The organism is Mycobacterium sp. ITM-2016-00317 (assembly GCF_002968295.1).
Lineage (GTDB): Bacteria > Actinomycetota > Actinomycetes > Mycobacteriales > Mycobacteriaceae > Mycobacterium.
Window position 1 is genome coordinate 1,801,036 of sequence record NZ_CP134399.1, and the last position, 20,839, is coordinate 1,821,874.

Consider the following 20,839-nt stretch of genomic DNA (forward strand, 5'->3'; position numbering starts at 1 on the left):
ATGAGACTTCTTGACAGGATTCGTGGGCCCTGGGCGCGCCGTTTCGGCGTCGTGGCTGTCGCGACAGCGATGCTGCCCGCTCTGGTGGGCCTGGCTGGAGGGACGGGGACTGCCGGAGCATTCTCCCGACCAGGTCTACCGGTGGAGTACCTGATGGTGCCTTCACCATCGATGGGGCGCGACATCAAGATCCAGTTCCAGAGCGGTGGCGAGAACTCGCCGGCCCTCTACCTGCTCGACGGTCTGCGCGCGCAGGAGGACTTCAACGGCTGGGACATCAACACGCAGGCTTTCGAGTGGTTCCTCGACAGCGGCATCTCCGTGGTGATGCCGGTCGGTGGACAGTCCAGCTTCTACACCGACTGGTACGCCCCCGCCCGTAACAAGGGGCCGACCGTCACCTACAAGTGGGAGACCTTCCTGACCTCGGAGCTCCCGGGCTGGCTGCAGGCCAACCGTGCGGTCAAGCCCACCGGCAGCGCCGCCGTCGGTCTGTCGATGGCCGGTTCGGCCGCGCTGAACCTGGCGACCTGGCACCCCGAGCAGTTCATCTACGCGGGCTCGATGTCCGGCTTCCTGAACCCCTCCGAGGGCTGGTGGCCGTTCCTGATCAACATCTCGATGGGTGACGCCGGCGGCTTCAAGGCCGACGACATGTGGGGCAAGACCGAGGATCCGAACAGCGGTTGGAAGCGCAACGACCCGATGCTGAACATCCCGACCCTGGTCGCCAACAACACCCGGATCTGGGTCTACTGCGGTAACGGCCAGCCCAATGAGCTCGGTGGCGGCGACCTGCCCGCGACCTTCCTCGAAGGTCTGACCATCCGCACCAACGAGACCTTCCGCGACAACTACATCGCCGCGGGCGGCCACAACGGTGTGTTCAACTTCCCGACCAACGGCACGCACAACTGGGCGTACTGGGGTCGCGAGCTGCAGGCGATGAAGCCTGACCTGCAGGCGCACCTGCTCTGACAGACGTACGAGAACGAAGCCCCCGGCCGATGCGGCCGGGGGCTTCGTTTATCCGCGGCCGTCCTGGGCTTACTGTGGCCAACATGACCGAAATCAACGCGATGGTGGCCCACCAGGACGCCGAGGGTGTCATCGCACTGCGCCACGAGGTGGTCGACGAGTCGTTCCTGCCCGACGGCGAGGTCGACATCCACGTCGAGTACTCCAGCGTGAACTACAAGGACGCGCTGGCCGTCTCCCCGAAGGGCGGCGTCGCCCAGACCTATCCGTTGATTCCCGGCATCGATGTCGCGGGCACGGTCACCGCGAGCACGTCCCCGGACTTCGCCGTCGGCGACCGCGTGATCGCCCACGGCCAGGACATCGGGACGGGCCGGCACGGTGGCTACGCACAGGTCGCCCGCTATCCCGCCGATTATCTCGTCAAGCTGTCCTCGCTGAGCACCGCCGACGCCGCGGCGGTCGGCACCGCAGGCTTCACCGCGGCGATGAGCGTCAACGCCGTCCGCGCGCACGGCATCAACCCCGGCGACGGACCGGTCCTGGTGACCGGAGCCACCGGCGGCGTCGGCAGCATCAGCGTGGACCTGTTGTCCGGCCTGGGCTACGAGGTGGTGGCGTCCACCGGAAAGGCCGAAGCCCACGACCTGCTGCGCGACCTCGGGGCCGCCGAGGTGATCGACCGGGTCCCCGGCCCGGACGACAAGGTGCGGCCGCTGGGCAAGGCGCACTGGGCCGCCGTCGTCGACTGCGTCGGCGGCAAGACACTGGCCTATGCGCTGAGCACGCTGAGATACGGCGGCATCGCCGCGATCTCCGGGCTGGCAGGATCGCCGGATCTGCCCGCCACCGTGCTGCCGTTCATCCTGCGGGGCGTCACCCTGGCCGGCATCGACTCCGTACTGCTTCCGATCGGGAAACGACGCGAGGTCTGGGCGCAGATCGAATCAGAGCTGATGCCAACCCATCTCGCGCGGGTCACCCGCGAGGTGTCTGTCCTCGAGGTCGAGGACGTGCTGAAGACCATCATCGGGGGCGGCGTCACCGGCCGCACCCTGGTGGCGGTGCACGACGGGTTCTGACCCGGCACGGCACCCCGTTGACCACCTGGGTGTTGCTCGGGACATCCACGAGCGCACCCGGATTGAGCAGGTTGACGTTGACGCCCGGGTGGGCGTTGGCCACATCCATGCGGGTTCCGTCGACGCCGTGCCCCCAGCCGTGCGGTAACGACACCACGCCCGGCATCATCTCGTCGCTCACCTCGGCGACCACCACGACAGATCCCTCGCTCGTCGACACCTCCACCAGCTGCCCGTCGGATACCCCGTTGCCGGCCGCGTCGTCGGGGTGGATCAGCAGCGTGCACCGCTCCCGGCCGCGCATCAGACCCGAAACATTGTGCAGCCACGAGTTGTTCGACCGCAGATGGCGCCGGCTGGTCAACACCAGGTCGGGCGCTGCACGCTCCGAGCGATCCGCCAGCCGCGCGACATCGGCAGTCAGGACGGGATGGACGAGTTCGATCCGGCCCGACGGGGTGGTCAGCACCTCGGCCAGCCGACCGCCGTCGAGTTCGCCGAGCCGCAACCCGCCGGGGTGGCGGCGGACCTCGGCGAGTGTCAACCCTCCGGGGCGGCGGCCGATGTCGTCACCCCATGGGCCGACGCGGATGCCGAGATCGAGCATCCGTTCCGGGCCAACACCTTCCAGCGCCGCGAACACCTCGGCAGGGTCACGTCCGAACAGGGGAGTGTCGGAGGCCTGGCAGGCGGTGTGGATGATGCCCTGGGTGTAGAGGTCGTCCATGGCCGGCACGTCGACCTCGGGCAGCGGAGTGCCCAGCAGTGCGCCCGCCAGCCGCAGCATGATCTCCCATTCCTGCGGCCGGTCCGGCGGCGGTGCCAGCGCCGGCTCGGACCACTTCACGCACGACGCAATGGAGTACATCCAGTACAGGTCGTCGCAGTGCGGCCGTTCCAAGGGAGACAGCCCAGGCAGGACCACGTGTGCGTGCCGACTGGTCTCGTTGAGCCAGTTGTCCACGGAGATCATCGCGTCCAGGCCTGCGAGTGCGGCGTCGAGGCGGCCGGCGCCCGGCGCGGAGAGCACCGGATTGCCGGCGACGGTGATCAGCCCGCGGATGCGGCCATCGCCGGGGGTGTCGATCTCCTCGGCCAGGCAACTGACCGGAAACTGGCCGAGCACTTCCGGGGTCCCGCGCACCCGGCTGCGGAACCGGCCGAACCGCCACCCCGGCCCGGGCTGATCGGGTGGCTTCATGAACATCGGCGACCACACGGCGGCCTTGGGGAACAGCGCCCCGCCGGGACGGTCGATGCTGCCGAGCGCGACGTTGAGCACGAACACCAGCCAGGTGGCCAGTGTGCCGAATTCCTGTGTGCACGCACCGATCCGGCTGTACAGGACCGGACGCTGCGCCGCGGCGAGATCCGCGGCCAGGCGTCGGATCGTCGCCGCGGGAACTCCGGTGGCCGGCTCGACACCCTCCGGGGCGAACGGTTCGGCCAATGCGACGACGTCGTCGAGGCCGTCGACCAGGCCGTCCAGGTGCGCGGGGCGACGGATGGCGCCCTCTTCGGCCAGCGTGCGCAACACGGCGAACAAGAGCAGCGCGTCGGTGCCCGGGCGCACCGGGACCCACTCGGAGGCGCGGCGCGCGGTCGCGGTGCGGCGGGGGTCGACGACCACCACCCGGCCGCCGCGGGCCCGGATCGCGGCCAGGCGTCCCATGACGTCGGGCGCCGAGAGCATCGATCCCTGCGACGCCGCGGGGTTGGCCCCCACCATCACCAGGTGGTCGGTGCGGTCGAGGTCGGGGATCGGCGCATTCCACATCCCGCCGAACAGCAACGCGCTCACCACGTTCAGCGGCCACTGGTCGACGGTGCCTGGCGTGTAGTACGCAGGCATGCCCGCCGCGCCGGCCATTCCGACCAGCGCTCCGACGTAGGTTTCCAGTCCCAGGTTGTGCGCCACCGGATTACCGAGGTAGACGGTGACCGCGGCGGTTCCGAACCTGTCGACGACCGGCCGCAGCACCTTCTCGGCCTCGGCGAACGCATCATCCCACGTGACCGGCACGTGGTCACCGGTCCGGGCGCGCACCAGCGGCGTGCGCAACCGATCCGGGTCGTGGTGGATGTGGTGCAGCGAGGCACCTTTGGGGCACAGATGGCCCCGCGACCACACGTCGTCGGGGTCACCGCGCACCGAGGTGGCGGTGCCGCGGTCGACGGCGACGCGCAGACCGCACATCGCCTCACACAGCGGGCAGGTGATGCGATGTTCCACGAGCGCACCGTAGCAACCGGTGCGCAGTCGCTACTTCAATTCGGCCGAGGAGAGTCCGAGCAACCTGCGGGCGACCACCAGCTGCTGGATCTGCTGGGTGCCCTCGAAGATGTCCAGGATCTTGGAGTCGCGTGCCCACTTCTCCAGCAGGGTCTGCTCCGAATAGCCGGTGGTCCCGGCCATTTCGACCGCCTTGAGGGTGATGTCGCTGGCCACCCGGGCGGCCTTGGCCTTGCCCATCGAGGCTTCCTTGGAGTTCGGGATCCGGTTGTCTGCCTGCCAGGCCGAGCGCACCGTCAGCAGGTAGCCGGACTCCCATTCGGCCTCCATCCGGAGGAACTCCGCGGCCGCGGCGCTCTGCGCGTGGGCGGGCTTGTCGTAGGAGATCTCGATACCGGCGTCGGTGAGGATCTTGCGCAGGTCCTCGAGCGCGGCCCGGGCCACCCCGACGGCCATCGCCGCGACGATCGGGCGGGTGTTGTCGAAGGTCTCCATGACCCCGGCAAAACCCTTCTCCACGTGGATCTCCGGATCGCCGAGCAGGTTGTCCTTCGGGATCCGGGCGTTGTCGAACCGGATCACCGCGGTGTCGGAGGCTTTGATGCCGAGCTTGTGCTCCAGCCGTTCGACCGTCACGCCCGGGTGCTCGCGAGGCACGATGAACGACTTGATCGCCGCTCGGCCCTTCGACTTGTCCAGCGTCGCCCACACCACGATGTGGCTGGCCCGGGATCCGGCGGTGACGAAGATCTTCTCGCCGTTGATCACGTACTCGTCACCGTCGAGCACCGCGGTGGTGGACACCGCGGCCGAGTCGGAACCGAAGCTCGGCTCGGTGATGGCCATCGCGGCCCACACGCCCTTGCCCAGTCGCTCCAGTTGCTCCGGGGTGGCCACCGACGAGATCGCCGCGTTGCCGAGGCCCTGGCGTGGCACCGACAGCAGCAGCGCCACGTCACCCCAGGAGATCTCCAGCGCGTTGAGCAACGCGGACATGTTGGCGCCGTTGATATTCGACTTCTTGCCGTCGTCGGCGGCTCCCACGAACGCGTCCGTGCCGGCGAACGAGATGGTCTTGGCCTCCGAGATGCCGTCGAACAGGTCGGCCAGGGTGTCGAGTTCGACGGGGTAGGCGTGCTCCATGAGGTCGTATTTGCGCGAGATGGGACGGATCATCTCGGCGGCACCGTCGTGGCCCTTCTCGATGACCGCCTGGAGCTTCTTCGGCATTTCCAGATTGATCGCCATGATGTTCAAGCCTTCCTAGAGGGCGCTATCGGTTGAAGGACGCTGTCGGTTGAAGGACGTATCGGTCAGAGAACGACGACGCCTTCGGCGACGCCGATGGCCCGCAGGTCGCGGTACCAGCGTTCGACCGGGTGTTCCTTGGTGTAGCCGTGGCCGCCGAGCAGTTGGACGCCGTCGAGGCCGATCTGCATCGCCTTGTCACTGCCCAGCTTCTTGGCCAGCGCCGCCTCGCGGGCGAACGGCAGCCCCTGCTCGGCCCGCGCGGCACCGCGCCAGGTGATGAGCCGCAGGCCGTCCAGTTCGATCGCGATGTTGGCGCACATGAACGCCACCGACTGCCGGTGGGCGATCGGCTCACCGAATGCGGTGCGCTCCTTGACATACGGGATCACGTAGTCGAGGACCGCGTGCGAGGTGCCGACCGCCAGTGCGGCCCAGCCGAGGCGCGACAGCGCGATCGCCTCGGAATAGTTCTGCGCGTGCTCGGCCTCGGTGGCCTCTTCGCCCAGTCGCGCGCTGAGCGGGACGGTGACCTTGTCGAGTTCGACGCGGCCCAGCGCGGCGGCCCGGATGCCCATGCTCGGGTCCGGGGAGACCGTCAGCCCCGCGGTGTCCGCCTCGACGACGAACAGTGCGGGCCTGCCGTTGAGTTGCGCTGCGATGATGAAGATCTCGGCGTCGGCGGCTGCGGGGACCAAGCTCTTGACCCCATCGAGGCGATACCCGCTCGGGGTGCGGACCGCGGTGGTCTTCAGCGCGGTCGGGTCGAACAGCGGGTGGGGTTCGGCGATGGCGACACAGCCCTGCGGCACATTGTCTCCGGCGAACTCCTTCAGGTAGGTGGCCTGCTGGTCGGCGCTGCCCCAGTAGGTCAGCGCGGACGCGACGCCGCCGGGCGCCAGGATCGGCAGCGCCAGCCCCATGTCGCCGTAGGCGAGCGCCTCGGCGACGAGTGCGTTGGTCACGGTGGTCCGGTGCTCGGCGATGCCGTCGAAATCCTCCGGCACGTTGATGGCGGTGATGCCCAGTTCGGCGGCCCTGGCGATCAGGTCCGGGGGATAGGCGGCGGCGTCGTCGGCGTCATGGGCCGCGGGCCGCAGGATCTCCTCGGCGAACTCCTCGACGGTCGCAACGATCATCTTCTGGTCGTCGTCCGGGGTGAGGTCGAAGTAGTCCGAACCCTTGGGCCGGTGACCTTCCAGCCGGGTGGCCGGCTTGCCGAGGCCCTGCACGCGCTGCCACTGCCGGGTGGAGGCTCCGACGGCCGAGAACGCCTGCTGGACCCCGTAGCGCAGGCTCCGGTTCAGCGGGTCGCGCAGGTTGTACTTGTCCAGGAACTCCTGCCCCATGATCGGCGTGATCAGCGCCAGGCCGATGGCGGTGACCGACCGCTTGTGCTTCTGCAGGCCCACGGCGCTCTCGTGGCCGTGGCGCTTGGACGGCAGGGTGTTCGTCATGGGCTGCTGCCTCGTCTCATCGTCGGCGATACGCGAATGCGCAACTGACTCCAGAGTAAGGTATCGGAACTGACTGCCCGGTAAGGTGGTGCCGTTCTGTAGCGCACTTCACAGCGCCACCAGCGGCGTCAGTCGGACAGCGCCGCCAGCACCGCGTCGTGCAGCCGGCCGTTGGTCGCCACCGCGCTGCCGCCGTGCGGGCCGGGCCGGCCGGACAGATCGGTGAAACGCCCGCCCGCCTCCCGCACCAGGATGTCCAGCGGCGCCAGATCCCACAGCTTGACCTCCGGCTCCACCGCCACGTCCACCGCTCCTTCGGCCACCAGGCAGTAGGACCAGAAATCGCCGTAGCCGCGCACCCGCCACACCGAGTCGAGGAACTCCAGGAACCGTGGTCGGGCGTCGTCCCAGCCGGTCGTCAGGTCCGAGTACGACACGCTGGCCGCGTCCAGGTCGCCGACACCGGACACCGAGATCTTGCGGGTCTGGCCGCCGAACGACGTGTGCGCGCCGTGACCGTCGGCGGCCCACCACCGCCGGCCCAGCGCGGGCGCGCTGACCACCCCCACGGCGGGGACGCCGTCGACGAGCAACGCGATCAACGTCGACCACACCGGAACGCCGCGGACGAAGTTCTTCGTGCCGTCGATCGGGTCGACCACCCACTGCCTGCCGCTGAATTCCTTGGTCCCGCCGAACTCTTCGCCGAACACGGAGTCCTGCGGGCGGGCCTCGGCCAGCCGGGCGCGCAGCAGGCGCTCGGCGTCGAGGTCCGCGTCGGTGGCCGGCGTCAGGTCCGGTTTCGTCTCGACCTTCAGGTCGACCGCGCCGAACCGCTGCATCGTCAAGACGTCAGTTTCGTCGGCCAGTCGCAGGGCCAGAGTCATGTCGTCGGCGAGGGTGCTCATAGGTGCCGTCCTACCATGGCCGTGTGTTCGAATTCGCGATGATCCTGTTGCTCGTGGGTGCGCTGGTGCTCCTGGCCCGCCCGTTGCTCGCACGACGGCGGGGCGTCGGCAACGACTGGGTGCCCGGCATGCTGCTGGTCACCGGGGTCAGCCCGCGGCCCGACGGGGTCACCGGCGAGCAGTTCGTCACGATCACCGGGGTCATCAACGGCCCAACCGTGAACGAGTACACGGTGTACACCCGGATGACGGCCGACGTCGACAACTGGCCGACGATGGGCCAACTCATGGACGTGATGTACTCGCCGGGCAATCCGGAGAAGTGGGCGTTCGGTACCCGTCCGGAGCCGATGCCCCCGGTGGGTCCGATGGATCCGACAGATCCGGCGGATCCCGCGGGCCCGCCGCCGCGCCCCTGAAGCTCCTGGCGTCAGCCGTGCCCGATCCGGAGCAGGTCCTCGAGGCTGGTCAGCTTCACCCGCGGGCGTCCTGAGCCTTCGCCGGCGGTCCGTTCGTGGGCGTCGATCAGCTGCCAGTGCTCGGTGGTGACCAGCTTCGGCTGACGCTCCAGCAGCCACTGCCGGATCTGGTCGAGGTGGTCGGCGCCGAACTCGGCGAGCTCCGCGCCCGCCAGGTCCGCCAGCAACGTCTCGACGGTGTCGGCGGAATCCTTCTTGTTGCTGCCGATCACGCCGGTCGGACCACGCTTGATCCAGCCCACGACGTACTCGTTGCGCCTGCCGTCGATCCGGCCGTCGGTGTGCGGAATGGTGCCCGCCCGCTCGTCGAAGGGCAGCCCCGGCGTCGGCAGGCCGCGATATCCGACGGCGCGCACCACCAGCTGCGCGGGCACCTCCTCGCGCTCACCGGTGTCCTTGGCCGTCACCCGGCCGTCGGCACCGCTGATCAGCTCGTTGCGGCCCAGCACGATCGCCTCGACCTTTCCGTCGCCCTTGATCTCGATCGGCGAGGTTCGGAACCGGAACACGATCCGGCGCTTGGCTCCCTTCGGCTCGGCGTCGGCATATCCACGAAGCACCTTGATGTTGTTGCGCACGGTCTTGCCCGCGGCCTCGAGATCCTCGTCGGTGATGTCGGCGAAGTCGTCGGGATCGATCACCACGTCGACGTCGCCGAGGGCTTCGAGGGCGCCGAGCTCACGCAGCTCCAGCGTGGTGAACGGCGCCTGCAGCGGGCCGCGCCTGCCGATGATCAGCACCTCTTCCACGCCGCGGGCGTGCAGCGACGCCAGCGCATGGTCGGCGATGTCGGTCTCGGCCAGCAGATCGGGGTCGCTGACCAGGATGCGGGCCACGTCGATGGCGACGTTGCCGTTGCCCACCACCACGGCACGGCCGCCCGACACGTCGGGTGCGATCTCGCCGAAGTGGGGGTGGGCGTTGTACCAGCCGACGAAGTCGACCGCCGCGACGCTGCCGGGCAGGTCCTCGCCCGGAATGCCCAGCGCCCGGTCGGCCTGTGCGCCGACCGCGTACACCACCGCGTCGTAGCGCTCGGCCAGCTCGGCCGGTTGCACGTGCTCACCGATCGCGACGTTGCCGAAGAAGCGGAAGCGGGGGTCCGCGGAGATCTTGTCGAACTGGGCGCTGATCGACTTGATCTTCGGGTGGTCGGGGGCTACGCCGGAGCGCACCAGACCCCACGGGGTCGGCAGCATCTCCAGCATGTCGACGCGGACGTCGCGGTTGTCGCCGTCCCCGCCGAACTTCAGCAGGGACGCGGCGGCAAAGTACCCGGAGGGTCCAGAGCCGACGATGGCCACGTAGTAGGGCCGCAAAGGGGGCATGTGGGCTGCCTTCTGTCGCTACCCGGGCACGCGCAGGGGGCTGTCGCGACGTGTCCGGACGGAGGTTCCGCCCCGATGCTAGATCGCCGACGAGGCCGCGGACGGCATTCTGGAATGGTCGCGGCAAAATCCGTCCCGATCGCCGGTCGGGCTGCGACGCCGGACCCCGCGCGCGGAGTGAGTAACCTCTAGTCCCGTGGATCCTGACCGCCAAGCCGACATCGCCGCCCTCGACACCACGCTGACCACCGTGGAGCGTGTCGTCGACGTCGACGGGCTGCGCGGACGCATCGATCAGCTGGAGAAGGACGCCTCCGACCCCCAGCTGTGGGACGACCAGACCCGCGCGCAGAAGGTGACCAGCGACCTGTCCCACGCGCAGAACGAACTCCGCCGGCTCGAGGAGCTGCGCGGCCGGCTGGAGGATCTGCCGGTCCTCTACGAACTCGCCTCCGAGGAAGACGGCGCGGGTGGCGCCGAAGCACTGGAGGAGGCCGACGCCGAGCTGGCCAAACTGCGCGAGGACATCGCCGCGATGGAGGTGCGCACGCTGCTGTCGGGGGAGTACGACGAGCGCGAGGCAGTCGTCACCATCCGGTCCGGCGCGGGCGGGGTGGACGCCGCCGACTGGGCCGAGATGCTGATGCGCATGTACATCCGCTGGGCGGAGCAGCACGACTACCCGGTCGAGGTGTTCGACACCTCCTACGCCGAAGAGGCCGGCATCAAGAGCGCCACCTTCGCGGTGCACGCCCCGTACGCCTACGGCACCCTGTCGGTGGAGCAGGGCACCCACCGCCTGGTGCGCATCAGCCCGTTCGACAACCAGAGCCGACGTCAGACGTCGTTCGCCGACGTCGAGGTGCTCCCGGTGGTCGAGACCACCGACCACATCGACGTCCCCGAGACCGACCTGCGCGTCGACGTGTACCGCTCCAGCGGGCCCGGCGGGCAGTCGGTGAACACCACCGACTCGGCCGTGCGGCTGACCCACATCCCGACCGGGATCGTGGTCACCTGCCAGAACGAGAAGTCCCAGCTGCAGAACAAGGTCGCGGCGATGCGGGTGCTGCAGGCGAAATTGCTGGCGCGTAAGAAGCAAGAGGAACGTGCCGAGCTCGACGCGCTCAAGGGCGACGGCGGCAGTTCGTGGGGCAACCAGATGCGGTCCTACGTGCTGCACCCGTATCAGATGGTCAAGGACCTGCGCACCGAGTACGAGGTCGGAAACCCGGCCGCCGTGCTGGACGGAGACATCGACGGCTTCCTGGAGGCCGGGATCCGGTGGCGCAACCGGAAAGACGACGACTGATCCAGCTGATGGACATCCAGCCGACGGACGTAGTTCTGGCATTCGACATGGCCTCGCGGTGGCACGGCTTCTGGCGGGGCGATATCGGGGTGTGGATTCTCGACCGCGGGGTGCGCATCGCGCTGCTCCTGATCGGTGGGCTGCTCGCCGCGCGGTTCATCAACTGGGCCGCCCAGCGCATCACCCGCCGGATCGACGCCGAGTACCAGGAGAGCGATCAGCTGGTGCGCACGGAGAGCGCCAAGCACCGTCAGGCCGTCGCGTCGGTGATCTCGTGGGTGTCGGTCGCGCTGCTGTTCGTGATGGTGGCGGTGCAGATCACCGACATCCTGGCGATACCGATCGGTTCGCTGGTGGCGCCCGCGGCGGTGATCGGCGCCGCGCTGGGTTTCGGCGCGCAGCGCCTGGTGCAGGATCTGCTGTCCGGTTTCTTCATCATCACCGAGAAGCAGTACGGGTTCGGTGACCTGGTGGCACTGACCGTCTCGGGCATCGCCGCACCCGCCGAGGGCACCGTCGAGGACGTGACGCTGCGGGTGACGAAACTGCGCTCGGCCGAAGGCGAGATGTACACCATCCCCAACGGGCAGATCGTCAAGACGGTGAACCTGTCCAAGGACTGGGCCCGCGCCGTCATCGACATCCCGGTGCCCACGTCGGCGGACCTGAACCTCGTCAACGAAGTGCTGCACGACGTCGCGCAGAACGCGATCGACCAACCCGAGTTGCACGATCTCCTGCTGGACGCGCCCCAGCTGATGGGCGTGGAGAGCATCGAACTCGACACCGTGAACCTGCGGATGGTGGCCCGCACGTTGCCCGGCAAGCAGTTCGAGGTGGGCCGAGCGCTGCGGGTGCTGGTCGTGCGGGCACTGCGACGCTCCGGGATCGCCGCCCAGGGTGAGGCGGCGCCGACCGTCGGCGCGATTGTGCACCCGGCCACCGCGGGCGGGGCCGAGAAGGAGACCCAGGGACCGGAGTCGAACCGATGAGGATCTTCTCGCCGCGCGAGGGCGACACCCGCTCCTGGCCCACCTATCTGTTCCACGGGCGCATGCGGGTGTCCACGGCCGCACTGATCCTGGCCTTCTGCGCCCTGTTCTGGGTCAACCAGAACTACCGGCCGGAGCCGCCCGCGCCTGTCCCGAACCCCGCCCAACAGGTGGTGCCGCCCGGGTTTGTGCCCGATCCGAACTACACGTGGGTGCCGCGGACCAACGTGGCGCCGCGGGAGCCCGAGTACACGACGCGGACGCCGACGACGACCACCACCACGACCACCACGACCCCGCCGTCACCGACCCCGACCACCTCGGAGCCGGCGACCACGACGTCGCCCGGACCGGTGGTGCCGTTCGGCCCGACGACGACCGTGATCGACCCTGACGGACCCGGCCCGCTGGGCCCGCAGACGTTCACCCAGGAGTCGCCGACGGAGACCACCGGCACCCCCACCCCGTCCGAGCAGACACCGCCGACGGTGCCGCCACTGCCGTAGTGACGGGGCGGACCCTGCGGGCCCCGCTACACTGGCGTGCCGTGATGATCACCCTCGACCGCGTCTCCAAGCAGTACAAGTCGTCAGCGCGCCCAGCGCTCGACAACGTATCGGTCAAGATCGAGAAGGGTGAGTTCGTCTTCCTCATCGGCCCGTCGGGCTCGGGCAAATCCACGTTCATGCGACTGCTGCTCGCGGAGGACACTCCGACGAGCGGTGACATCCGCGTTTCCAAGTTCCACGTGAACAAGCTCTCCGGCCGCCATATCCCAGGTCTGCGGCAGGTGATGGGGTGCGTGTTCCAGGATTTCCGGCTGCTGCAGCAGAAGACGGTGTTCGAGAACGTCGCCTTCGCGCTCGAGGTGATCGGCAAGCGCGGCGACACCATCAACCGGGTGGTTCCCGAGGTGCTCGAGATGGTCGGCCTGTCCGGCAAGGCCAACCGGTTGCCCGCCGAACTGTCCGGCGGCGAGCAGCAGCGGGTCGCGATCGCGCGCGCGTTCGTGAACCGGCCGCTGGTGCTGCTGGCCGACGAGCCCACCGGCAACCTGGACCCGGAGACCAGCAAGGACATCATGGACCTGCTCGAGCGCATCAACCGCACGGGCACGACGGTGGTGATGGCCACCCACGACCACCACATCGTCGACTCGATGCGTCAGCGGGTCGTCGAACTCGAACTCGGCCGGCTGATTCGTGACGAACAGCGCGGCGTCTACGGAATGGATCGCTAAGTGCGCTTCGGCTTTCTCGTCAACGAGGTCCTGACCGGGCTTCGCCGCAACGTGACCATGACGGTCGCGATGATCCTCACCACCGCGATCTCGATCGGTCTGTTCGGCGGCGGCATGCTCGTGGTGCGGCTGGCCGACCAGTCCCGCGCGATCTATCTGGACCGGGTGGAAAGCCAGGTCTTCCTCACCGACGACGTCGCGGCCGACGACCCGACCTGCGATGCCGACCCGTGTAAGGCGTTGCGGTCGCAGATCGAGGCGCGCGACGACGTGCGGTCGGTGCGCTTCCTCAACCGCGACGATGCGTACGCCGACGCGATCCGGAAGTTCCCGCAGTACAAGGATGTCGCCAGCGCGAACGCGTTCCCGGCGTCGTTCGTGGTCAAGCTGGAGGATCCCGAGCAGCACCAGAGTTTCGACGAGGCGATGGTCGGCCAGCCCGGCGTGCGCAGCGTGCTCAACCAGAAGGATCTGATCGACCGGCTGTTCGCGGTGCTGGACGGGCTTTCGAATGTGGCGTTCGCGGTGGCGCTGGTGCAGGCGATCGGCGCGGTCCTGCTGATTGCGAACATGGTCCAGGTCGCGGCCTACACCCGACGCACCGAGATCGGCATCATGCGGCTGGTCGGCGCGACCCGGTGGTACACCCAGCTGCCGTTCCTGGTGGAGGCGATGCTCGCCGCGTTCATCGGCGTCGTCATCGCGATCGTGGGGCTGATCCTGGTGCGCGCACTGTTCCTGGAGAAGGCGCTCGACCAGTTCTACCAAGCCAACCTGATTGCGCAGGTGGACTACGCCGACATCCTGTACTACAGCGCGCCGTGGATGCTGTTCCTCGGCCTGGCGATGTCGGGGGTCACGGCGTACGTCACGTTGCGGCTGTACGTGCGGCGGTAGCTGTGGCCAAGAAAGCGAAGTCTCCCAAGGACAGCAACAACCAGGTCGTCGCGAGCAACCGCAAGGCCCGGCACAACTACGCGATCCTGGAGACCTTCGAGGCGGGCATCGCGTTGATGGGCACCGAGGTCAAGAGCCTGCGCGACGGGCAGGCCTCGCTGGCCGACGCGTTCGCCACCGTCGACGACGGGGAGATCTGGCTCCGCAACCTGCACATCCCCGAATATCACCACGGTTCCTGGACCAACCACGCCCCGCGGCGCAACCGCAAACTGCTGTTGCACCGCAAGCAGATCGACAATCTGATCGGCAAGATTCGCGACGGTAATCTCACCCTGGTCCCGCTTTCGCTGTACTTCACCGGAGGCAAGGTGAAGGTCGAGTTGGCGCTGGCCCGCGGTAAGCAGGCCCACGACAAGCGCCAGGACATGGCGCGCCGGGATGCGCAGCGCGAGGTGACCCGCGAACTGGGGCGTCGCGTCAAGGGCATGACCTCCTGACCGCGATCTTCACCGCGCTGCTCGCCGCGTTCGGCTACGGCGTCAGCGACTTCGTCGGGGGCATCGCGTCGCGGCGGGTGGCCGCGCTGCGGGTCGTCCTGGTGTCCTACCCGGTGGCGCTGGTGCTGCTGACGTTCCTCGCACTGCCGATGGGCGGCGAACTGAGCGGTCCTGCTGTCGGGTGGGGCCTGCTGGCCGGGCTGGTGCAGGCGTTCGGGGTGTGGTGGTTCTACGCGGCGCTGGGATCGGGTCCGATCTCCGTCGTGTCACCGCTGACCGCGCTTCTGGTCGCGGGCATCCCGGTCCTGGTGGGGATGGTGCTCGGCGAGAGACCCAGTGCGCTCGCCGGGGTCGGCATCGCGCTCGCGCTGGTCGCGGTGGTGCTGGTCAGCCGCGGCACCGACGACGGGGACGCCACCCCGCACCGCTTCACCCCGAAGGTCGCCTGGTTGACGGTCGGGTCCGGCACGGCGTTCGGGATGAACTTCGTCGTCCTTCACCAGGTCCCGCCCGAGGCCGAACTCTGGCCGCTGGTGTTCGGCCGGTTGGCCGCGACCGCGGTGGTGCTCACCGCCGCTGCGATAACGGCAAACCTGGTGCTCGAACGGGGCGTACCGCTGCGGCTGGCGTTTCTGGCCGGGGGACTGGACACGGTCGCGAACGTCGCGACATTGCTGGCGCTGCAATCCTCGATGTTGTCCCTGGCAGGTGTGCTGATCGCGCTCTACCCGGCGTCCACGGTGGCGTTGGCGATTGTGGTGCTGCGCGAACGGGTAACTCGCTGGCAGGCGATCGGCATGCTGTTGGCGCTGGGTTCCGTCGCATTGATTGCGGCGAACTAGCGAGGTCATGCGAGCGCACACCGCCCGGGGGGCCTGGGGAAGGAGGCGGGTGGCAGCCACATCATCATCACTGCTCCGACTCCTGGTCATTGTCGGCGTCCCGGCGTTGGCGGTGGTCAACGCATTCTCGTTCTGGGGCGCCGAGACGGCCCGGCGCGGCGAGTTCGTGCTGCAACTGGCCACCGCGCTGGGCGCGGTCGTCTGCGGGATCGTCGTCGCGCGCCGGCTGACCGGCATGAGGCGATGGTGGCGCCTGCTCTATGTGGCGGCCCTGGCGGCCTGGGTGGTGGGCCAGGTCCTGTGGTGGACCGGCGGTGCCCACACCGCGCCGCTGGCCGCTCGCATCGCCTACCTGTCGCTGCCGGTGCTCGCGCTGGCTGCGGTCTTCCTGCTGGTGCGCTCCAGCGGGGGCGTGACGGCCACCCCCGACCGCCCGCTACGGCACCCCTTCGTCACCCACGCCTTCGACGGTGTGATCGCCGGGATCTCGTTTCTGATCCTGGCCGCGATGGGCGACTTCGGCACGCGCTCGACCGAGTCGCTGCCGCGGTCCGGGATACCCGCCCTCGACATCGTCTTCGCGATCGCGGAGTTGCTGTTGGTGGCGTGGGCCGTGGTGACCGCGATGATCTACGAGCCCGGCAGGCCATACCGCAAGAACTACCTGCTGCTGGCCGGGGGGCTGGTGATGATGGCCGCGTCGGACCGGCTCGTCGCCTACTTCCGCTCGATCGGTGTCGAGGGCGGCGACCTGTGGGGCGGCATCGGGATCATCGTCGGGCCGGTCGTGATCGCGTTCGCGATGCTGGAGACCTCCAACGGCGAGGGCAGCGAGGACGCCGAGGACGGCGAGGACGGCGAGGGTTACGACTGGGCCCGCCTCGTCCTGCCCTACCTGGGATTCCTCGGTATCTCGATCCTGGTCGGGTTCCACGTGCTGATCGGCAGGCAACTGCATCCGCTCGTGGTGTGCCTGATGCTGGCCATGGTCATTCTGGTGACCGTGCGTCAGATCGTGGTGATGCGGGCGCAGGACATGCTGAACCAGCATCTGTACTGGGCCCAGCGCGGACTGGCGTACCAGGTGCACCACGACGCACTGACCGGACTGCCGAACCGGCTGCTGTTCGCGCAGCGCCTCGATGACGCCCTGACCCACGGCCGGTTCGTGCTGATCTTCGTCGACCTCGACGATTTCAAGGAGGTCAACGACCGCTTCGGACACGCTGCGGGCGACAACCTGTTGTGCGCAGTGGGGGAACGCCTCAAGCGGTGCGTGACCCACGGGGACACGCTGGCCCGCATCGGCGGCGACGAGTTCGCGATCCTGATCATCGCCGAGGTCGAACAGCTGGAGATGGTGGCCGAGCGGCTGCGGGTCGCGTTGCGCGACCCGTTCCCGCTGCACGGCTCGTCGGTGCGGGTCAAGGCCAGCATGGGGCTGGTACGGCCACGCTCCGACGGGGTGCCACAGACGTCCGACGACCTGCTTCGGCAGGCGGACATCTCGATGTACGCCGGCAAGCGGATGGGCAAGGACACGGCGGTCGTCTACCAGCCGGCATCCGGGGTCACGGTCGACTTCCCCACAATGTTGCGCGAAGCCGGGGGAGCGCGCCCGGCGGGTTTCCGGCTGGTCTATCAGCCGGTGGTGGAGTTGCCGCAGCGCACCGTGGTGGCTGTGGAGGCACTGGCGAGGTGGACGGCGCCGAACGGCATCGACATTCCGCCGGAGACGTTCGTGGCAGTGGCCGAGTCTGCCGGACTCGGCGCCGACCTGGACGCACTGGTGCTCGATATGGCGTGCCGTCAGGTCCAGGCGACGGGGCTCACCGTCGACATCCATGTGAACATCGGGGCCGCCCGGCTCGGGAACCCCGGGTTCGAGGAGCAGGTACGCACAGTGCTGAGGCGCCACGCCATCCCGCGCAGGAGACTGGTCCTGGAGATCACCGAGACGGAGCCGATCGTCGACCTCGACCGGGCGGCCGCGCAGATCCGCCGGCTCAGCGAACTCGGCGTCAAGGTCGCGCTGGACGACTTCGGTGCGGGCTACAACTCGCTGACGTATCTGCACTGCCTGCCTGTCCACATCGTGAAGCTGGACCGCAGCCTGGCCTCCGGCGGCGAGCCCGCGCGCGACCTGAGGTTGTACCGCTCAGTGATCGGGCTGTGCGACGACCTGGGGCTGGACGTGATCGCCGAAGGCATCGAGTCGCACGGTCAGTGCGAGATGGTGCATCGGGCCGGCGGCAGGTTCGCACAGGGTCATCTGTTCAGCCGCCCGCTGCCGATGCCGGAGCTGGTCGAGCTCTTCGCCCGGGGTGGGCGTCGCGAGCTCTCGCCGGCGGCCCCGTACAAGCCGGAGTGACCTGGAATGGATATTCGGTGGCCGATGTTGCAGAGCCCGGTAGTATGGGGAGTCCGTCGAAGGTCGGCGGGTTGTGCGAGGGGCTGAACGGTTTCGACTTCGCGCATCGAATCAAGGGAAGCGTGCCGGTGCAGGCAATTGACCACCGTAAGCGTCGTTGCAACCAATTAAGCGCCGATTCCAATCAGCGCGATTACGCTCTCGCTGCCTAAGCGAAGCTAATCCGTCAGACCGGGAACGCCCTCGACCCGGACCCTGGCGTCATCTAGAGGGAACCACCCACGGATCCGGTCGCGGGGACCGTGGGGACATCAAACAGCGACTGGGATCGTCATCCTGACTTGTTCGCGTGATCAGGAGATCCGAGTAGAGACATAGCGGACTGCGCACGGAGAAGCCTCGAGGGAATGCCGTAGGACCCGGGTTCGATTCCCGGCAGCTCCACTGGATAGACCGGCACAGGCCCCCCAAAATAATGGGGGGCCTGTGCTTGTGTCAGGAGTCCAAGCTGACTGGGCGGTATGTTCCCCTGATCGGAATCGCCCCCTTGTAGACGCATACGCACACCTATGTAGTGCTGGTTGGCTTCGTGGGGATCGAGCGCAGGCTGACGCGGTTCTCGTTGCTCGCGTCATCCGAGGTCGGCGTTATCGGTCGGCCACCCTGCGGTTGAGCGCGCTAAAGCGCCAGCGGTTACCCGGATATACGCCAGGCTCGCTATGGGCGTGGTGCAGGTTGTTCATTTCAGCTGCCACAGCCGTGGGGGTGCGGCCGAGCCGACGAGCGAGGTTCTGGATCTCGGCGTGCTCGGCGCGTAGCTTGCCGTGCTCGCGATAGAGGTCATCGACTGCGATCACGTCGGTCTCGGTCCAGGTATTACGGGCCTCGGTCTCGCTCTCAAAGCTCCAGCGCAGCGCTTGCGCCAGGCTGGCCACGTATCCGCGTTCGTAAGGCTCGCGCTCCTCCCTGGGTAGCTTGTTTCGCCGCCGAAGAGCCGCGGACGGATGCAGGGCGTACAACAGGGCAGGGTCCTTGGTGATCGGTGTGGGAGGCGCTGTGAACGGCCACGGCAGTTCGGGTGCTTCGGGGTACAGCGGCCTTACCGTAGTCGCCGCGACTTGCCCTAGACAGATGACTAGCCTGGGACGGATGGCATCCAGTTCGGCCGTCAGGCGGGGCAACTCTTCATCAATATCCTGACGCGTGAGCCGATAATCGTTCGTTGGGTGCCAATCGACGACGTTGGTAGTAAAGACTTCGTCCTTTGTTCTGTTCGCTTCCTTCAGTGCCTGGTCGAGCAACCGCCCGCTACCGCCGTCAAACGGGATCCGTGACTTCTGAGAGCCGAGACTCTCTCCGACGATGACTACGGGTGATGCTGGCGAACCCTTCATGGCCACAAGACTTTGTCTAGTCATCGGTCTGCCTCCTTACAACGTCACTCTGCTGACGCCCCGCGTCCGGCGATCAGTGAGACCGGCACGCCGGCGGCGCGCATTCGCCGGGTCGGCGCGACCTGCTTGGCACTCGGTGGCCCCGTCGCGCGCTGTCGTGCCACCTGGACTTGTCCGTGGCGACCTAGGGCCACACTTCACCCAGAACGGTCGTCTCAGCAGCAGCGAGATCGAAGAGCGTTCGGGATCAGCTGTACCTGGTTCGACGCATCCACGTTTGGATAGTACGGCTTTGCCCGGGAGATGCTGGGACAACTTTTCACCGGATCGCGACCTCGCACACCTTCGTGCCCAGACGGTATGAGGCAACCCACAGATTTTCCTCAGTTTCCATCATCGGTGCGGGATTACCGTCTCAGTCGGGGAGAAGAAGTCAGTCGGGGGGAGAAGACAGTGCCATATCAGCTCAAAGTGGTGTTCTTCGTTTCAGCGCTCTTGGTCGTCGTCTCCGGCGGCATCCTCGGCTTCTGGGCCTACATGGAGCTTGCGCACAGAGACGACCAGCAGCGCCTTGTGGACTGCATCCGCGCCGAGACGGTCGGCGACGGCCAGCAACCCGCGATGCAGGTGGTCGAGGCCAGCATCATGCAGTGCCAGGACTGAACGCTCGCGGCTATTTCGCCGCCGGTTCGGCCAACCGCACCAACCGCGTCGTCGAGCTCTCGTCCAGTTCCACCACGCCCGAGCGCGAGCGCAGGAAATCGCTGAACGAGCGGTAGCCCAGGGATTTCTCGTTGAACGACGGGTCCATCCGCTTCATCTGCGCCTTCACCGCCGAGTTGTGCAGCCACTCGGCGTCGTCCTTCTCCAGCCCGATCTGGAGCGCGCGCGTCAGCAGCCCGGTGGCGGTAGCCTGCGGGTCCGGTGTCTCCTCCGGCTCCTCGGAGGGTTTGGCCCTGCCCGACCGTCGCCTCGGCGCCGGTTTCTCGTCCACCGCGGCCGGCTCGGGTGCGGGGATGCCGGGCAGCGCGTCGTACGTGACGAACTCGTCGCACGCCGCGGCCAGCATGCGGCTCGACGAGCCGGGCCACGCCGATGCCGACGACGTAGCGGCCCAGGCGTTTACATCGCTGGGCCAGCGCGATGTAGTCGGAGTCGCCGCCGACGATCACCACATGGGTGAGGTCGGGCAGCCGGAACATGTCCTCGACCGCGTCGACGGCCAGCCGGATGTCGGCGCCGTTCTTGCCGTAGGCCGCGGCCGGGAACAGCTGCACCAGGTCGACCGCGCGCCCCACCAGCTGCCCGCGGTAGCGCGCGTTGATCTCGGCCGACCAGTCGGCGTAGGCGCGGGTCAGCACCAACGTGCCGAAGGACGACGCGAAGTCGATGATGGCGCCGACGTCGACGGTGGCGCGGTCCAGCTTGTCCGCGCCGTCCTCGGGCGGCTTGGCCTTGTCCTTCTGGAAGGAGTTGCGGCCGTTCACCTGGTCGTACCGCGAGATCACGATGTTGTCGAAGTCGAGATACACCGCGACGCGGGCGGCACCGGAATCGGTCATGAACCTCAGTGTTACC

General features: G+C 68.0%; 18 protein-coding genes, 1 other RNA gene and 1 pseudogene. 13 read left to right on the top strand and 7 right to left on the bottom strand.

Translation table 11 applies throughout. The features are described 5' to 3' along the window. Both C6A87_RS08570 and C6A87_RS08575 read left to right on the top strand, forming a co-directional pair. Positions 1–978: an alpha/beta hydrolase family protein gene (locus tag C6A87_RS08570; RefSeq protein ID WP_311116843.1), complete on the top strand. Its 978-nt coding sequence runs from the start codon at positions 1–3 to the stop codon at positions 976–978. Positions 979–1,061: 83 nt separating this feature from the next. Next, positions 1,062–2,060 carry an MDR family oxidoreductase gene (locus C6A87_RS08575; protein WP_311116844.1) on the top strand — a complete coding sequence of 333 codons (999 nt, stop codon included), beginning with the start codon at positions 1,062–1,064 and terminating at the stop codon, positions 2,058–2,060. Here the strand turns inward: C6A87_RS08575 and C6A87_RS08580 are convergent. From C6A87_RS08580 to hisN, 4 genes are all read right to left on the bottom strand, one after another. After that, positions 2,020–4,293 (bottom strand): molybdopterin-dependent oxidoreductase, encoded by a 2,274-nt coding sequence (locus C6A87_RS08580; protein WP_311116845.1) that lies wholly within the window; start codon positions 4,291–4,293, stop codon positions 2,020–2,022. The genes C6A87_RS08575 and C6A87_RS08580 overlap by 41 nt on opposite strands. A gap of 30 nt (positions 4,294–4,323) precedes the next feature. Beyond that, positions 4,324–5,541 (bottom strand): acyl-CoA dehydrogenase family protein, encoded by a 1,218-nt coding sequence (locus tag C6A87_RS08585; RefSeq protein ID WP_311116846.1) that lies wholly within the window; start codon positions 5,539–5,541, stop codon positions 4,324–4,326. 65 nt (positions 5,542–5,606) lie between these two features. After that, the gene (locus C6A87_RS08590; RefSeq protein ID WP_311116847.1) at positions 5,607–6,998 is read right to left on the bottom strand and encodes an acyl-CoA dehydrogenase family protein; all 1,392 of its coding nucleotides are present in this window, start codon (positions 6,996–6,998) and stop codon (positions 5,607–5,609) included. A gap of 128 nt (positions 6,999–7,126) precedes the next feature. After that, positions 7,127–7,906, bottom strand: coding sequence for a histidinol-phosphatase (gene hisN / locus C6A87_RS08595; RefSeq protein ID WP_311116848.1), 780 nt, complete (start codon positions 7,904–7,906; stop codon positions 7,127–7,129). A gap of 23 nt (positions 7,907–7,929) precedes the next feature. Between hisN and C6A87_RS08600 the strand changes: the two genes are divergently transcribed. Next, positions 7,930–8,325, top strand: a complete 396-nt coding sequence (locus tag C6A87_RS08600) for a hypothetical protein (protein ID WP_003928954.1) — start codon at positions 7,930–7,932, stop codon at positions 8,323–8,325. A gap of 11 nt (positions 8,326–8,336) precedes the next feature. On the opposite strand, the gene C6A87_RS08605 is transcribed toward C6A87_RS08600, so the two are convergent. Then, positions 8,337–9,713, bottom strand: coding sequence for an FAD-dependent oxidoreductase (locus tag C6A87_RS08605; protein WP_311116849.1), 1,377 nt, complete (start codon positions 9,711–9,713; stop codon positions 8,337–8,339). 196 nt (positions 9,714–9,909) lie between these two features. Between C6A87_RS08605 and prfB the strand changes: the two genes are divergently transcribed. From prfB to ssrA, 9 genes are all read left to right on the top strand, one after another. Next, positions 9,910–11,025 carry a peptide chain release factor 2 gene (gene prfB / locus C6A87_RS08610; RefSeq protein WP_311116850.1) on the top strand — a complete coding sequence of 372 codons (1,116 nt, stop codon included), beginning with the start codon at positions 9,910–9,912 and terminating at the stop codon, positions 11,023–11,025. 8 nt (positions 11,026–11,033) lie between these two features. Next, positions 11,034–12,017, top strand: a complete 984-nt coding sequence (locus C6A87_RS08615; protein ID WP_311117859.1) for a mechanosensitive ion channel family protein — start codon at positions 11,034–11,036, stop codon at positions 12,015–12,017. Continuing rightward, the gene (locus C6A87_RS08620) at positions 12,014–12,523 is read left to right on the top strand and encodes a hypothetical protein (RefSeq protein ID WP_311116851.1); all 510 of its coding nucleotides are present in this window, start codon (positions 12,014–12,016) and stop codon (positions 12,521–12,523) included. Before C6A87_RS08615 ends, C6A87_RS08620 begins: the two co-directional genes overlap by 4 nt. Positions 12,524–12,567: 44 nt before the next feature. Then, a complete protein-coding gene (ftsE, locus tag C6A87_RS08625) occupies positions 12,568–13,257 on the top strand; it encodes a cell division ATP-binding protein FtsE (protein WP_311117860.1) in 690 nt (229 codons plus the stop codon). Beyond that, on the top strand, positions 13,258–14,154 hold the full coding sequence (gene ftsX, locus C6A87_RS08630; protein ID WP_311116852.1) for a permease-like cell division protein FtsX: 897 nt from the start codon (positions 13,258–13,260) through the stop codon (positions 14,152–14,154). Positions 14,155–14,156: 2 nt separating this feature from the next. Beyond that, positions 14,157–14,654, top strand: coding sequence for an SsrA-binding protein SmpB (gene smpB, locus C6A87_RS08635; protein WP_311116853.1), 498 nt, complete (start codon positions 14,157–14,159; stop codon positions 14,652–14,654). Between the two features lie 17 nt (positions 14,655–14,671). After that, positions 14,672–15,496, top strand: coding sequence for an EamA family transporter (locus C6A87_RS08640; RefSeq protein ID WP_396837079.1), 825 nt, complete (start codon positions 14,672–14,674; stop codon positions 15,494–15,496). A 235-nt stretch (positions 15,497–15,731) separates the two neighbouring features. Continuing rightward, positions 15,732–17,867, top strand: coding sequence for a putative bifunctional diguanylate cyclase/phosphodiesterase (locus C6A87_RS08645; RefSeq protein WP_396837080.1), 2,136 nt, complete (start codon positions 15,732–15,734; stop codon positions 17,865–17,867). A 79-nt stretch (positions 17,868–17,946) separates the two neighbouring features. After that, positions 17,947–18,314, top strand: a transfer-messenger RNA (tmRNA) gene (gene ssrA, locus C6A87_RS08650). 200 nt (positions 18,315–18,514) lie between these two features. Here ssrA and C6A87_RS08655 read toward each other — a convergent pair. After that, the gene (locus tag C6A87_RS08655) at positions 18,515–19,285 is read right to left on the bottom strand and encodes a uracil-DNA glycosylase family protein (RefSeq protein ID WP_311116855.1); all 771 of its coding nucleotides are present in this window, start codon (positions 19,283–19,285) and stop codon (positions 18,515–18,517) included. A gap of 447 nt (positions 19,286–19,732) precedes the next feature. Between C6A87_RS08655 and C6A87_RS08660 the strand changes: the two genes are divergently transcribed. Then, positions 19,733–19,924 (top strand): hypothetical protein, encoded by a 192-nt coding sequence (locus tag C6A87_RS08660; RefSeq protein WP_311116856.1) that lies wholly within the window; start codon positions 19,733–19,735, stop codon positions 19,922–19,924. Positions 19,925–19,934: 10 nt separating this feature from the next. On the opposite strand, the pseudogene C6A87_RS08665 reads toward C6A87_RS08660, so the two are convergent. After that, positions 19,935–20,823, bottom strand: a pseudogene (locus C6A87_RS08665) (NYN domain-containing protein). Positions 20,824–20,839: the final 16 nt, after the last annotated feature.